The following is a 15,199-nucleotide window of genomic DNA, read 5'->3' as shown; positions in this document are numbered from 1 at the left end:
TTATGCACGTAGAATTTAGAACCGACAAAGGAAAAATCAGACATCATAATGAAGATAATGGCGGAGTTTTCCATAATCAAACGGGCAATCCTATTGTGATTGTAGCGGATGGAATGGGCGGACACCGTGCAGGTGATGTGGCCTCTGAAATGGCTGTGCGCTTGCTCAGTGAGGCTTGGAAAAAAACGGAGGAATTTCTATATGCACCTGATGTGGAAGACTGGTTCCGTGAAACCATTCAAAAGATCAATCAGAAAATTGTGGCTTACGCTCGTGAAGAATCTGACTTAAAGGGAATGGGAACGACCCTTGTTGCTGCTGTTTTTACGCGCAGTCAAGTTGTGATTGCAAACGTTGGCGACAGTCGTGCTTATCTTTTGAATCGTGAACGGTTGCAGCAAATTACAGAAGATCATTCGCTTGTAAACGAGCTGCTAAGAAAAGGTGAGATTTCAAAAGAAGATGCGGAAAATCATCCGCGTAAAAATATTTTACTACGTGCGCTTGGTGTTGAAGGCAGTGTTGAAACGGATACGTTTGCTGTTCCATTTGAAGCGAGCGATATTCTTCTGCTTTGTTCGGATGGCCTCAGCAATATGATTCCCGAAACGGAAATGGAGCAGGTGCTTTTAAGTGAGCGCACGCTAAGCGAAAAGGCAGATGCTTTTATTGCAAAAGCAAACGCTAATGGGGGCAAAGATAATATCACGGTTCTTCTCCTAACTAGAAATCTTAAAGAAGGGGGAGAGACGAAAAGATGATGATCGGTAAACGTTTGAATGGACGCTATAAGATTTTAAGTCCGATTGGCGGCGGCGGAATGGCAAATGTTTTTCTGGCGCATGACATGATTTTGAATCGCGATGTGGCGGTTAAGATTTTAAGAATTGACTTAACCGATGAAAGCAACTTGATTCGAAGATTCCAACGCGAAGCGCAATCAGCGACGAGTTTAGATCATCCTAATATTGTGAGCATCTATGATGTCGGGGATGAAAATGACTTGCATTATATTGTGATGGAATATGTGGATGGTATGGATTTAAAACGCTATATTCAAGAAAATCATCCGATTTCGTTTGAAAAAGCGGTTGATATTATGCGGCAAATTGTATCGGCTGTTTCTGCAGCGCATGAGCGTCATATTATTCACCGAGATATTAAACCACAGAATATTTTGATCGACCAAAAAGGCATTGTGAAAATTACCGATTTTGGTATCGCGATGGCACTTTCTGAAACATCAATTACGCAAACTAATTCGCTCCTTGGCTCTGTGCACTATTTGTCACCTGAGCAAGCGCGCGGTGGAATGGCAACACAAAAATCAGATGTCTACTCACTTGGAATCGTCATGTATGAGCTTTTAAGTGGCGAAGTTCCTTACGACGGGGAATCGGCTGTTTCAATTGCCATCAAACATTTGCAAGCCCAGATTCCTTCTGTACGAAAAACGAATCCGGATATCCCGCAAAGCCTTGAAAATATCATTATCAAGGCGACAGCGAAAGATCCATTTGCTCGCTATCAATCAGCTGAAGAGATGGAAGCAGATTTGCGAACTTGTTTGGATCCTGATCGGCTGAATGAACCCAAGTATATTTTGAAGACAGATGAGGGAGATACGAAGACGGTTCCGATCATTCCCTCAAAGGTGGCTGCTCAGAATTTGGATGAAACGCTTGTCCCGGAAAACGCGGATAACCAAGCTGAACAAGTTGTGTCTGATGAGGAAAACTTGGTGAACACAGAGGAGCCAAAGAAAAGTAAAAAGAAAAAAAAGTAAGAAGAAAAAAGCTTTTTGGATCATTTTGGTGATTATTCTTCTTTTTGCGGGTCTAATTACGACGCTCTGGGCTATTGGTCGCGGACCGGATGATTTAACGATGCCGGATGTTCTCGGGAAAACGGAAGCGGAAGCCCTATCAATTTTACAAAAAGACGGGTTTTCAATTGGCCGAACGGTGGAGCGCAACAGCGACTCAGTCAAGGAAGGGCGCGTGATTAGTTCTGATCCAAAAGCGGGCGAAGAAAAAGCGAAGGGCACGAAAGTCATGCTTTATATCAGTATCGGATCGAAAAAAAATCTCGCTTGAAGACTATAGTGGCGAGAGTTACGAGGAAACGAAGAAAACGCTTGAAGAACAAGGGTTTAAATCCGTTACTAAGGATGAAGAATACAGTAGTTCGGTTGAAGCTGGGAAGATCATCTCGCAAGATCCTTCTGCTGGAACAGAAGTGATAGCAAAAGAGACGAGCATAAACTTCACTGTTAGTAAAGGAGCTCCGCCGATCACGCTGAAAGATCTGCGTGGCTACAATCAAAGGGCGCTTGATGATTACGCATCGTCCAATGGGATTACCATTAAATCGACTGAGGAATATTCGGATTCTGTCGAAAAAGGACAAGTGATTTCTCAAAGTCCTTCCGCGGGTTCTAGTGTAAGTAGTGGAGCGACGATTAATGTTGTTTTGTCGAAAGGACCTAAAGAAAAGCAAGTTAAAAAGGTGACTAAAACTTTGCAAATTCCTTATCAAGCGGATGAAGAGAATTCAGATAGTGATTCAGATGAGGAAGAGTCCTCCCCTGAACCACAGCATATTGTGATCTACATCGAAGATAAGAATCATAGCATGTCCTCACCTTACCGGGAAATGGACATTACGCAAAATACGAATGTCACCATTTCTTTTGAAATTGAAGAAGGTTCAAATGCGAGTTATAAAGTGTTAAATAATGGCTCTGTAGTCAGCGAAGAAACGGTTGCTTATCCGGGTTAATAAGTTGAAAAAAGGAGGTTTTCGTACTGAAAGGTCAAATTATTAAGGCACTGAGTGGATTTTATTACGTTTACAGCGACGGGAAGACGTATCAAACAAGAGCACGGGGAAATTTTAGAAAGCGAAAGCTAACGCCACTTGTCGGTGATGATGTGGAGTTTCAAGCTGATAACACAACCGACGGCTATATTTTAGAAATCTTGCCACGTGAAAACGAATTGGTTCGCCCGCCAATTGCGAATATCGACATTGCCATTTTGGTTTTTTCAGCTACGGAACCGTCCTTTTCGACGAATTTAGCGGATCGCTTTCTTGTTGCGATTGAAAAAGAAGATATCACACCGGTTATTTGTATCAGTAAGATGGATATCGCTTCAAAGAGCGAACAAGAAGTAGTGAAAGAAGTAAAAGAAGTTTATGAGGCGGCCGGCTATGAAATCTTTTTGACTAATGAACAAGTTAGCAAAGAAGCGTTACTTGAGCTTGTAAACGGCCGGGTTGCTGTGATCGCTGGACAGTCTGGTGTTGGAAAATCAACTTTGCTCAATCGACTCAATCCTGAATTGACGCTCAGTACGGCGGAAATCTCGAATGCACTTGGACGCGGGAGGCATACGACGCGACATGTTGAGCTCCTTCCAATTGGCGATGGTTTCATTGCGGATACGCCTGGGTTTAGTTCGATTGACTACGACGATCTTTCCCCTGAAAATTTGCAGTTTTGTTTTCCAGAAATTGAAGACAGGCGAGCGGGCTGCAAGTTTCGTGGTTGTCTACATGAAAATGAACCTGCTTGTGCTGTGAAAACAGCGGTTGCTGAAAATGAAATTGCGCGTTTTCGTTATGAAGATTATTTACAAATTTTGACGGAACTAAAAAACAGAAAGCCGAGGTATTGAAAATGGGAAAAATTGCACCTTCAATTTTGAGCGCTGACTTTGCGAATTTGGAACGAGATATTAAAGAAGTTGAGGATCTTGGGGCTGACTATTTGCATGTGGATGTGATGGATGGACATTTTGTTCCAAATCTAACTTTTGGACCAGATGTGGTAAAAGCGATTCGTCCACGAACAAAGCTGCCTCTGGATGTGCATTTGATGATTGAAGATCCGGATGCCTATATTCCGCAATTTGCAAAAGCTGGTGCAGACGTAATTTCCGTTCACGTGGAAACTTGTCCGCACCTGCACCGCACCTTACAACACATTCGCTCTTTTGATGTGAAAGCTTCTGCTGTTTTAAATCCGGCTACACCGATTGATACACTTTTCCATGTGTTAGATGAGCTTGATATGGTACTGTTTATGACAGTAAACCCCGGATTTGGAGGTCAAAGCTTTATACCGGAAGTTCTGAATAAAATTGCTGCTTTTAAAGCCTACATCGCTGAACGTGGATACGAAATTGACATTGAAGTCGATGGTGGCGTCAATGAAGAAACGGCTAAATTGTGCCTTGAAGCGGGTGCTAATATTTTTGTTGCAGGAAGTTATATTTACGGAAATCCCGATCGCTCGATTCCAGTCGATAAACTGCGCCAAGTCGTTGGAGAATAGTAGCAGGAAAAAAGGCTAGATAAGACTTTTTGGCCGTAAAAGGGGTTGGGAATTTGAAAGCAATACACATTATGGTAGGGGGACCGGTGGAACTCGTTCCGCCGCTTGATTCCTACTTGGCGGATGCTGAATGGATTGGTATTGATGGCGGTGCAAAGCGTCTTCTTGAATTCGATATTCCAATGAAAAAAGCACTGGGCGACTTTGATTCGCTATCAGCGGAGGAGCTTACGCAACTAAAGCAACGAGTGCGAGATGTGACGGAGTTTCCTGCTGAAAAGGATTTGACGGATACGGAAATTGGCTTAATGGCTGCCATGGAAGAGAAACCGGATGTAATTCGGATTTTTGGAGCAACAGGTGGTCGGATGGATCATTTATTAGCCAATTTGATGATGCTTACGAAACCGGAATTTAGGCAGGCGGTTCCGCTTGTTGAAATTATTGATTGCTATAATTGGATGAAGATGTATTTACCAGGTCATTATGAAATCCAGAAACTACAAGAAATGCGCTATGCTGCGTTTATTACGATGGAAAATGTAACAGGGCTCACGCTTACGGGATTTAAATATCCGCTTCAAAATGCGACGTTCTCATTTGCAAGGGCGCTTTCGAGTAATGAATTTCTCCAAGATTCTGGAACGTTTTCGTTTGATTCTGGGCTTATTTTGATGATTCAAAGTAAAGACTAACAGGAAAGGGGCGAGGCTCATTTGAAAAGTAAGTATACCTGGTCACTCATTTCTGGTGGACTGGGCATTATTTTTAGTTTGGTTGTCCAAATTTTTACTGTGAGAAATGCCTTTTCTGCCAATTACTCGGAAAATTTGAAAGTTCCGGTGATGATTATGACAATTGCAAGCCTCGTTTTTATTATTGGATTTGTCGTAGGCTACTCATTTCTCGTGCAAAAAAAATTCAAGATCGCGATTCCAATCATTTTTGTAAGTGGAATTCCGTCCTTTATTTTTGTTCATATTTTTGCGGGAATGTTTATGGTCATCTGTGGGCTTCTCGGAAAGGCTTCTGAACCAGAATCTAAACCATAAAAAAATCGGGTAAAGCTAAACCACCTTCAAACGAAAGCGATGAAGGCGATTTTGGCAAGCTACCCGATTTTTTTCTTTTGTCATTTTTAAGCAAAGAAAAAATGCAACGAGGCTCCGCTGCATTCCTATCTTTTAAACACGTTCTACTTTACCAGATTTAAGCGCACGAGTTGAAACCCAAACTTTTTTAGGTTTTCCATCTACGAGGATACGGACTTTTTGCAAGTTCGCTTTCCATGTACGTTTGCTTGAATTCATCGCGTGGGAACGACGGTTACCAGAACGAGATTTACGACCTGTAATCACACATTCTTTAGCCATTATAACCCCTCCTTATACCAAACTTCTCAAAGATGCTTCAGAAAGAAAATCTAAAGAGCATCTTTACGGTTATTTTCATACACTAGAATAATTTATCATAGAAATTCATTTCTTGCAAGGACTTATGCGAAATTGCTGCAAAGATTTTTTACTTGACACTAAAAGAAAGAATGAACCTCGGGAAGAGAGGCTTTCAATCGTTTGGGGATTATAGTAAAATAGAGGCTGATAAGGAAACTAAACGCTTTCGAAGCAGACTAAATCAGTTAATGGAACTGATTTCAAGGAGGAAATTTAATGTCACTTGAAATAGAAACGAAGCACGGCAAAGTAGCGATTACGGATGATGTGATTGCGACCATTGCTGGCGGGGCAGCGGAAGAAAACTTTGGAATTGTCGGTATGGCAAGTCGCCATCAAATTCGTGATGGCTTAACGGAAATTTTACGACGTGAAAACTATACAAAAGGTGTCATTGTTCGCAAAGAAGAAAATGGACTTCACATTGATATGTATATTATCGTCCGGTTTGGAACGAAAATCTCTGAAGTAGCACATAATGTTCAGGAACGCGTAAAATATACGCTTGAAAAAACACTTGGACTTACAGTTGACTCTGTAAATATCTTTGTTCAAGGCGTTAAAGTTTTGGACGAGGATTAAGGGAGGTTTATGAAATTTGGATACTACTTATCAGTTAAACGGTGAAAAATGGGCGACAATGATTGCACTTGGTGCTGAAAATTTAACGAAAAATGCAGATTTTGTGGATTCATTAAATGTGTTTCCAGTTCCAGATGGAGATACGGGAACGAATATGAATTTATCGATGACAAGTGGCGCAGAAGAAGTCAAAACAAACGAAAGAACACATGCAGGAGCTGTTAGTGCGAATCTTGCAAAAGGACTTTTGATGGGTGCACGAGGAAACTCAGGCGTGATTTTGTCTCAACTGTTTCGCGGTTTTTCAAAAGCTGTAGAAGGCAAAGAAACGCTTTCTGCAGTTGATTTTGCTGGCGGATTTGTAAAGGGCGTAGAGACAGCTTATAAGGCTGTTATGAAGCCTGTTGAAGGGACGATCCTTACCGTTGCTCGTGAAGCTGCAAAAGCAGGTATTGAAGCTGCAAAAAAGGAAAATGCAACGATTGAAATGGTGATGCATGGAATTCTTGAAAAAGGTAGAGAAGCCTTACAAAAAACACCCGAGCAGCTTCCGGTTTTAAAAGAGGTTGGAGTAGTTGATAGTGGTGGGCAAGGTTTGATTATTATCTATGAAGGCTTTTATGGTGCACTTACAGGAAATATGGAAATTCCAGATTATATGCTATCTATGAGTGAACTTGTAACCGCCGAGCATCACAAACATGTCCAAGATTTCATGTCAACAGATGATATAAAATATGGTTATTGCACAGAGATTATGGTGCGTATTAATGAAAATAAAGCGGGTCAAAAGACATTTAACGAGTCGGAATTTCGCGAGCATTTAAGCACAATGGGAGATTCACTTCTTGTTGTTGCGGATGATGAAGTCGCTAAAGTCCATGTTCATACAGAGCACCCAGGCGATGTTTTCAATTATGGGCAAGAATTTGGTAGCTTGATTAAAATGAAGGTTGAAAATATGCGCGAACAGCACGATGCGATTATCGCGAAGCCTGAAGAAGTAAAAACTGAACGGGTAGCTGTTGGAGTTGTCGCAGTAGCTGCTGGTGAAGGAACAAAGCAACTATTTGAAAGTATGGGTGCGAAAGTTCTTTCAGGCGGGCAAACAATGAATCCAAGCACGGAAGATATCGTAAAGGCTATTGAGGAAGTCAACGCAGAGCAAGTTTTTGTTTTGCCAAACAATAAAAATATCTTGATGGCAGCAAATCAAGCGGGGGCGGTACTTGGTGAAGAAACGGTGCAAGTCATTCCAACGAAGACGATTCCAGAAGGACTTGCTGCTATGCTAATTTATCAACCGCAAACGTCATTTGTTGAAAATACAGGAGCGATGACAGAGGCGATTCAAGATGTGACAAGTGGATCTGTGACAACGGCTGTTCGTGATACAACGATTGATGGGGTTGAAATTCATAAAGATGAATTTATCGGCATGGTGGCTGGTAAAATTAAATTCAGTGAAAAAGCCCTTCAAGATGCAGCGCAAAAAACGCTAGAAGCGATGCTTGATGAAGAGAGTGAGATTGTAACCGTGCTTTACGGAGAAGGCACTTCTAAAAAGGATGCAGAGCAACTTTGTGACGCGCTTGTAGAGGCATTCCCTGATGCTCAGTTTGAACTTCATGACGGTGGTCAGCCTGTCTATCCGTATATCTTTTCAGTGGAATAAAAGGAGAAAATGAGGATGAGGAAAGGGTGGTAAGAGATGAAATTTAATAGTGTTTTCGACGTCATTGGTCCGGTTATGATCGGACCGTCCAGTTCGCACACGGCGGGGGCCAGTCGAATTGGTTCGATTGCAAGAAGTGTCTTTGGCGAGAGGCCAGCTCAAGTCGATATTCATTTATATGGCTCGTTTGCGAAAACTTATAAGGGACACGGAACTGATGTGGCATTAATTGGCGGTTTGCTTGGCTTTGAGCCAGATGATCCTAGAATTAAAAATGCTGCGGAATTAGCAAGTGAAGCGGGAATGCACATTCAATTCATCGAAGAAACAGAAGAAGCCCCTCATCCCAATACTGTCAAACTGGTTCTTAAAAATGGAATGAAACAAATGACACTTGTCGGAGCGTCTATTGGCGGGGGGAAAGTGGAAATCATTCGATTGAATGAATTTGAACTTGAATTCACAGGGACGGCTCCAGCACTTCTTGTCTTGCATGAAGATAAATTTGGTTTAATCGCGAGTACGACAAAAATTATCGCGAATCATGAAATTAACATTGGCGCGATGAAGGTTTCTCGGAAAGTGAAAGGTGACGATGCGCTCATGGTCATCGAAGTCGACCAACTTGTTGAACAAGATCTGCTCGATGAAATTGCAAAATTAGACGGCGTTTTCCAGGTAGCGAGTATTATTATTTAATTTAGGAGGATGAAAGTTATGTTTCGTACAGTCGCAGAACTAGTCGATATCGCAGAACGTGAGAATAAAGCTGTTTCGGAAATCATGATTGAACGTGAAATGGATGTTTCCGGTAAGTCACGTGAAGAAGTTTTTGAGGCGATGGAGCGAAATCTTGATGTCATGGAAGAGGCGATCAAACAAGGCGAAGCAGGCGTTGAGTCAACAACTGGATTAACTGGCGGAGACGCTGTTTTAATGAATGACTATATTGAAAATGGTCAATTTTTGTCGGGGGAAGTTTTGCTCCGGTCTGTTCAAAAGGCGATTGCGACGAATGAAGTGAACGCTGCAATGGGTGTTATTTGTGCAACTCCTACAGCAGGAAGCGCGGGTGTCGTTCCCGGCGTTTTGTTTGCCGTTAAGGATAAGCTTGGTCTTTCGCGGGAAGAAATGGTTAACTTCTTATTTACAGCAGGAGCGTTTGGCTATGTTGTGGCTAATAATGCTTTTATCAGTGGCGCTGCGGGCGGGTGTCAAGCAGAAGTAGGGTCAGCGAGTGCAATGGCTTCAGCGGCAGTTGTTGAAGCGGCTCATGGAACGCCTGAACAATCGGCACACGCGATGGCGATGACGATGAAAAACATGTTGGGGCTTGTATGTGACCCTGTTGCAGGTCTTGTTGAAGTGCCTTGTGTGAAACGAAATGCTCTAGGTTCTTCACAAGCAATTATTTCGGCAGACATGGCACTTGCTGGCATTAAAAGCCGAATTCCTTGCGATGAAGTTATTGAAGCGATGCACCGTGTTGGACTCCAAATGCCGAGTAGTTTAAGAGAAACAGCTGAAGGAGGACTTGCGGCAACGCCAACGGGACGTATGATTCAAGCGAAGATCTTTGGATTGTCGCCAGACGGCATTGGCGAATAATTTAAATAGCCTTCCACTTACGACGCTTAAAGGGATTGGCGAGGAAATGGCTAAAGCATTCAAGGAGCTCGGCATTGAAACGATTTATGACTTGCTTTGGAATTTTCCTTATCGCTATGAAGATTACCGGATGCGTGATTTAACGGAAGTGGAAAATGGAGAACGAATTACGGTATTTGGTGAAGTTTTAACGGAGCCGACGGTTTCTTACTACGGTCGAAAAAAATCGAAACTATCTTTTCGCTTGTCAGCAAATGGACAAGTTTTAAAGATTGATTTTTTCAATCAGCCTTATTTGAAGAATAAAGTGGAATTAAATAGTGAGGTGACTATTTCCGGAAAATGGGATCGAAACCGTGCTCAAATCACAGCCAGTAAATTTCATGCGGGACTAAAAGCGCAGGAGGAAAATTTTGAAGGTGTTTATCGCCTAAAAGGAAATTTGCGTAATAAGACGATTTTGAAATATACAAAGCAAGCTTTCGAGCTTTACGGGAATCAAATTGAAGAAGTCATTCCTGAAGAGTTCTTGCAAAAGTATAAATTGATTTCTCGGGTAGATGCTGTTAAAAGGTTGCATTTTCCAAAAAGTGAGATGGAATTAAAACAAGCGCGTAGGCGTATGGTCTATGAAGAATTTTTACTGTTCCAAATGAAGATGCAGTTTTTCCGCAAAATTGAACGAGAGCGATCGGGCGGGGTTTCGATCGACTATGATGTGAAGGAATTACGAGGCTACATTGATTCGCTCCCTTTTCCGCTTACAAATGCGCAAAAACGAGTGGTGAATGAAATCAGTGGAGATATGAAATCGCATTTCCACATGAATCGTTTGCTTCAAGGAGATGTGGGTTCTGGAAAAACGGTTGTGGCAAGCATTGCCATGTTTGCGGCGGCAACAAGTGGGTTTCAAAGTGCTTTAATGGTGCCAACTGAAATTTTGGCGGAGCAACATGCGGACTCGCTTTTTGAACTACTTGAACCTTTTGGTATTACAGTTGGACTTTTAACAAGCAGTGTAAAAGGTAAGAAAAGACGAGAACTCCTAGCTATGCTTGAGGCAGGGGAGCTTGATGTGTTGATTGGAACCCATGCGCTTATTCAAGACGATGTTGTTTTCAAACGTCTTGGCCTTGTGATAACCGATGAACAACACCGGTTTGGCGTCAACCAGCGCCGCTTTTTGCGTGAAAAAGGTGAATATCCCGATGTGCTTTTCATGACGGCAACTCCAATTCCAAGAACACTTGCTATTACGGCTTTTGGAGAAATGGATGTGTCCATTATCGATGAACTTCCAGCAGGACGAAAGGAAATTGAGACTTTCTGGGTGAAGCACGAAATGCTCGACCGAGTGATTTCGTTTATGGAAAAAGAAATTGAACAAGGTCGTCAAGTTTACGTGATTTGTCCACTCATTGAAGAATCGGAGAAGCTAGATGTGCAAAATGCGGTTGATTTTTACAATATTTTGCTTGGTAAATGGAAAGGAAAATACACACCTGGACTCATGCATGGCAGATTACTTCCAACAGAAAAAGAGGAACTCATGCGCGAGTTTAATGACGGCAAGATTGACTGTTTAGTTTCGACAACAGTTGTTGAGGTTGGGGTCAATGTGCCGAATGCAACGATGATGGTGATTTATGATGCGGACCGGTTTGGTTTGTCACAACTTCATCAGCTTCGTGGACGTGTGGGTCGTGGCAGTCATCAATCTTACTGTATTTTGATTGCAGATCCCAAAACAGAAGTCGGCAAAGAACGCATGACAATTATGACGGAGACAAACGATGGCTTTGCATTAAGTGAGCGCGATTTGGAGCTTCGCGGACCTGGCGACTTTTTCGGGAAAAAGCAAAGCGGCATTCCTGAATTTAAAGTGGCGGATATGGTGCACGATTACCGGGTGCTTGAACTAGCACGTCAAGATGCGGCTAAACTGATTTTTGAAGAAGATTTTATGAATGAACCAAGGTACAAGCAACTGCGAAATCTACTTGAATCATTAGGCGTTTTTAGCGAGGAAAAATTGGACTAAAAACGGAAAAAACTTGCAAGCTGCTCACTTTTTATATAACATATTAGCGTAAACTTAAAAAGCAACCAGATTGGGTGAGGAAATCGATTGGTTTTTCCAATCCCGTTTTTTTAGCTTAAATTTAGTAGTAGGTATTAGGAGCATCAATCAAAAGAGATGAGGAATCCGAATGAAAAAGTATCCGAAGAAGGAGCGACAAGCCAAATTACAGGAAGTCATCGATGCCAATCCATTTATTACAGATGACGAACTAGCGAAGACATTTAACGTCAGCGTACAAACTGTGCGGCTTGATCGCGTTGCTCTTTCGATTCCCGAGCTGCGAGAACGAATCAAACACGTTGCAAGCGAAAATTTCACTGATTCGGTTAAAAGTCTACCACTTGAAGAAGTGATTGGTGAAATTATTGACATCAAGCTGAATGAAAGTGCCATTTCGATTTTTGATGTAAAAGAAGAACATGTTTTCAAACGAAATCATATCGCGCGGGGTCACCATTTGTTTGCACAGGCGAATTCGCTTGCAACAGCGGTTATTCCAAACGAGCTTGCACTGACTACCCAAGCGACGGTCCGTTTTGTTCGTCAAGTCAAACTTAATGAACGAGTGGTTTCAAAAGCACTTGTTCGGAAGCAAACTGGCGAACGGGCAATTACGATTGTAGATGTGCGAAGTTACGTTGGCGATGAAGTCGTTTTAAAAGGCAAGTTTGAAATGTATCATGCCACAGAAAAAGTAAAAAGGACTGACGAAAATGAAAATAGCAATTGATGCCATGGGCGGTGACAATGCACCAAAAGAAATCGTTCTGGGAGTTATGGAAGCCGCTAAGCAATTTAAAGATGTCGAGTTTATTCTATTTGGGAAAGAAGAAGCGATTTTAGAGCATTTAACGGATAAAACGCGTGTCACAATTGTACATACAGATGAAAAAATAGAAAGTGACGATGAACCGGTTCGTGCTGTAAAACGCAAGAAAAATGCATCTATGGTTCTTGCGGCAACGGCGGTTAAAGACGGGGAAGCAGATGCTTGTATTTCTGCTGGAAATACAGGAGCGCTCATGTCGACCGGTTTATTTGTTATTGGGAGAATCAAAGGAATTGAACGTCCAGCGCTTGCACCGACGCTTCCAACGATTAGCGGAAAAGGTTTTGTGATGCTCGATCTCGGGGCAAATTCAGATGCTAAAGCTGAACATTTATTGCAATTTGGCTTGATGGGTTCGATCTATGCGGAAAAAGTGCGGAAAATTGATCGCCCACGCATTGGACTCTTGAATATTGGTACAGAAGAAACCAAGGGAAATGATTTGACAAAAAAAAGCGTTTGAACTGATGAAAGAACAAACGGCTTACCATTTTGTTGGAAATATTGAATCAAGAGATTTACTGATGGATGTAGCGGACGTGGTTGTTACTGACGGCTTCACTGGAAACATGGTTTTAAAAAGCTTAGAAGGAACGGGAGCTGCCTTTTTCTCGATGCTTAAAATGAGCTTGATGAATAGCTTTAAGAATAAACTCGCGGCGGGTGTGCTGAAAAAAAGATTTACTTGCACTCCGAGCTAAAATGGATTACAGCGAATATGGCGGCGCTTGTCTTTTCGGCGTACAAGCTCCTGTGATCAAAGCACACGGCTCATCAAACGCCCACGGGATTTTTACAACTATCCGTCAAGCACGCGATATGATTCAAAAACAAATGGTCGAAACGATAAAATCAGAAATTGACCAAGGGAAATTAGGAGGAGAAACAGTATGAACAAGCTAGCTTTCGTATTTCCTGGCCAAGGTTCTCAAAAAGTGGGAATGGGACAGGATGTGAGCGAGAAATATCCTGAAGCAAAAGCTGTTTTTGACCAAGCAGACGAGAGACTTGGGTTTTCGCTTACAGAATTAATCACAGATGGTCCGCAAGAATTGCTAACAAAATCTGAAAATGCACAACCTGCGCTTGTCGCAACTAGCACTGCAATTTTGAACGTGCTTGAAGGAGCTGGGATTAAAGCTGATTTTGCGATCGGACATAGTCTTGGTGAATACAGCGCATTAGTTGCTGCGAACTTTTTAACAGCAGCAGATGCGGTTTATCTTGTACATGAGCGCGGGAAATTGATGGAAGCGGCGGTTCCTGACGGGGCTGGTGCAATGGCTGCTGTACTTGGATTGGACGCAGAAACGATTGAAAATGTGACGGCTTCGATTGATCTACCTGTTCAAAGTGCAAATTATAATTGCCCAGGGCAAATTGTTATTTCGGGATCAAAAGAAGGCATTGAAAAGGCAACAGAAGCACTCAAAGAAAAAGGAGCAAAACGTGTGATGCCACTCGCTGTTAGTGGACCGTTTCACTCCGAGTTAATGAAGCCAGCAGCTGAAAAGTTTGCTGATGTGCTAAAAACCGTGACGATTCTTGATGGCTCGATTCCTGTTATTAATAACGTCGATGCGGCTCTTTTAACCGATAAGAATGAACTTGAAAGCAAGCTAGTGCGTCAAATTTATTCTCCAGTTCGTTTTGAGCAGTCGATTCGCGAACTAATTCAGCAAGGCGTGGATACTTTCGTTGAAATTGGAGCTGGTAAAGTAACAGCAGGTTTAATCAAAAAAATTGATCGCGATGTGAAAGTTTTTAAATGCATCAGATGTTTCAAGCTTAGAAGAAGTTATTACGGAACTTAAAGGAGGAAACTAAATGGGCAAACTTAGTGGAAAAGTTGCGGTCGTAACGGGCGGATCGCGCGGCATTGGCCGCGAGATAGTGTTAAAACTGGCTGAAGAAGGAGCAAACATCTTTTTTAACTACGGCGGGCGTGCCGACGCTGCAAAAGAAACGCTTGATCTTGTAAGTGAATTTGGCGTAGAAGCTGAAGCTATGAAAGCAGATGTTTCAAGTCCAGAAGATGTTGATGCCTTTTTTAAAGAAGTGGTAAGTCGTTTTGGACAAATTGACATCTTGGTCAATAACGCTGGAATTACTCGTGATAATCTTTTGATGCGCATGAAAGAAGACGAGTGGGATGATGTGATTAACATCAATTTAAAAGGTACTTTCCTTTGCACAAAAGCAGTGAGCCGCACGATGATGAAACAACGTGCTGGAAAAATCTTGAATATGGCTTCAGTGGTTGGGATTGTCGGGAATGCTGGACAAGCTAACTATGTGGCGAGCAAGTCGGGTGTTATCGGACTAACGAAAACAACAGCTCGGGAAATGGCCCCGCGTGGCATTAATGTGAATGCCGTTGCACCAGGATTTATTCAAACCGATATGACAGATGAGCTGGATGAAAAAACAAAAGAAATGATGTTAGATCAAATTCCGCTTCATGCTTACGGAAAGACAGAAGACATTGCAAATGCAGTATTATTCCTTGTTAGTGATGAAGCTAGTTATATTACAGGACAAGTACTTTCTGTTGATGGCGGCATGAACATGTAAATTAACTGTTTACGCGCGGAATGTTTTCTTATATAATACTTGAAGGGAGGTGAAG

13 protein-coding genes and 3 pseudogenes are annotated in these 15,199 nt (G+C 42.2%); 15 read left to right on the top strand and 1 reads right to left on the bottom strand.

Translation table 11 applies throughout. The features are described 5' to 3' along the window. The first annotated feature begins 2 nt into the window (after window positions 1–2). From MAQA_RS01040 to MAQA_RS01005, 6 genes and pseudogenes are all read left to right on the top strand, one after another. Complete coding sequence (locus tag MAQA_RS01040) at window positions 3–761, top strand: Stp1/IreP family PP2C-type Ser/Thr phosphatase (RefSeq protein ID WP_036070485.1); 759 nt, start codon at window positions 3–5, stop codon at window positions 759–761. Continuing rightward, window positions 758–2,781: pseudogene (pknB, locus tag MAQA_RS13390) on the top strand (Stk1 family PASTA domain-containing Ser/Thr kinase). Before MAQA_RS01040 ends, pknB begins: the two are co-directional and overlap by 4 nt. Window positions 2,782–2,807: 26 nt before the next feature. Further along, complete coding sequence (rsgA, locus tag MAQA_RS01020; protein WP_036070475.1) at window positions 2,808–3,680, top strand: ribosome small subunit-dependent GTPase A; 873 nt, start codon at window positions 2,808–2,810, stop codon at window positions 3,678–3,680. A gap of 2 nt (window positions 3,681–3,682) precedes the next feature. Beyond that, complete coding sequence (gene rpe, locus MAQA_RS01015) at window positions 3,683–4,339, top strand: ribulose-phosphate 3-epimerase (protein WP_036070972.1); 657 nt, start codon at window positions 3,683–3,685, stop codon at window positions 4,337–4,339. Between the two features lie 53 nt (window positions 4,340–4,392). After that, the gene (locus MAQA_RS01010; RefSeq protein ID WP_052008416.1) at window positions 4,393–5,034 is read left to right on the top strand and encodes a thiamine diphosphokinase; all 642 of its coding nucleotides are present in this window, start codon (window positions 4,393–4,395) and stop codon (window positions 5,032–5,034) included. Window positions 5,035–5,055: 21 nt separating this feature from the next. Continuing rightward, window positions 5,056–5,391: a hypothetical protein gene (locus MAQA_RS01005; RefSeq protein ID WP_036070472.1), complete on the top strand. Its 336-nt coding sequence runs from the start codon at window positions 5,056–5,058 to the stop codon at window positions 5,389–5,391. A 132-nt stretch (window positions 5,392–5,523) separates the two neighbouring features. Here MAQA_RS01005 and rpmB read toward each other — a convergent pair whose 3' ends face one another. Further along, a complete protein-coding gene (gene rpmB, locus MAQA_RS01000; protein ID WP_036070470.1) occupies window positions 5,524–5,712 on the bottom strand; it encodes a 50S ribosomal protein L28 in 189 nt (62 codons plus the stop codon). A gap of 297 nt (window positions 5,713–6,009) precedes the next feature. Here rpmB and MAQA_RS00995 point away from each other — a divergent pair, with 297 nt between their 5' ends. The 9 genes and pseudogenes from MAQA_RS00995 (at window position 6,010) to fabG (ending at window position 15,144) form a co-directional block, all read left to right on the top strand. Next, window positions 6,010–6,375: an Asp23/Gls24 family envelope stress response protein gene (locus MAQA_RS00995; protein WP_036070467.1), complete on the top strand. Its 366-nt coding sequence runs from the start codon at window positions 6,010–6,012 to the stop codon at window positions 6,373–6,375. 58 nt (window positions 6,376–6,433) lie between these two features. Further along, window positions 6,434–8,050 (top strand): DAK2 domain-containing protein, encoded by a 1,617-nt coding sequence (locus tag MAQA_RS00990; RefSeq protein WP_052008415.1) that lies wholly within the window; start codon window positions 6,434–6,436, stop codon window positions 8,048–8,050. Window positions 8,051–8,086: 36 nt separating this feature from the next. After that, window positions 8,087–8,749 carry an L-serine ammonia-lyase, iron-sulfur-dependent subunit beta gene (gene sdaAB / locus MAQA_RS00985; protein ID WP_036070462.1) on the top strand — a complete coding sequence of 221 codons (663 nt, stop codon included), beginning with the start codon at window positions 8,087–8,089 and terminating at the stop codon, window positions 8,747–8,749. A gap of 18 nt (window positions 8,750–8,767) precedes the next feature. Next, on the top strand, window positions 8,768–9,658 hold the full coding sequence (sdaAA, locus tag MAQA_RS00980; protein ID WP_036070460.1) for an L-serine ammonia-lyase, iron-sulfur-dependent, subunit alpha: 891 nt from the start codon (window positions 8,768–8,770) through the stop codon (window positions 9,656–9,658). Beyond that, window positions 9,648–11,699 carry an ATP-dependent DNA helicase RecG gene (gene recG, locus MAQA_RS00975; RefSeq protein ID WP_036070458.1) on the top strand — a complete coding sequence of 684 codons (2,052 nt, stop codon included), beginning with the start codon at window positions 9,648–9,650 and terminating at the stop codon, window positions 11,697–11,699. Before sdaAA ends, recG begins: the two co-directional genes overlap by 11 nt. Before the next feature lie 169 nt (window positions 11,700–11,868). Beyond that, window positions 11,869–12,471 (top strand): transcription factor FapR, encoded by a 603-nt coding sequence (gene fapR / locus MAQA_RS00970; RefSeq protein ID WP_036070456.1) that lies wholly within the window; start codon window positions 11,869–11,871, stop codon window positions 12,469–12,471. Further along, window positions 12,455–13,464: pseudogene (gene plsX / locus MAQA_RS00965) on the top strand (phosphate acyltransferase PlsX). Before fapR ends, plsX begins: the two are co-directional and overlap by 17 nt. After that, window positions 13,461–14,397, top strand: a pseudogene (gene fabD, locus MAQA_RS00960) (ACP S-malonyltransferase). Before plsX ends, fabD begins: the two co-directional pseudogenes overlap by 4 nt. Next, window positions 14,398–15,144 carry a 3-oxoacyl-[acyl-carrier-protein] reductase gene (gene fabG / locus MAQA_RS00955; RefSeq protein ID WP_036070455.1) on the top strand — a complete coding sequence of 249 codons (747 nt, stop codon included), beginning with the start codon at window positions 14,398–14,400 and terminating at the stop codon, window positions 15,142–15,144. It abuts the pseudogene before it with no gap. Window positions 15,145–15,199: the final 55 nt, after the last annotated feature.

It is taken from the genome of Listeria aquatica FSL S10-1188 (assembly GCF_000525795.1).
GTDB classification, from domain to species: Bacteria; Bacillota; Bacilli; order Lactobacillales; family Listeriaceae; genus Listeria; species Listeria aquatica.
The sequence above is the reverse complement of the archived record's forward strand: the minus strand, read 5'-3'. Positions and strand labels throughout refer to the sequence as shown.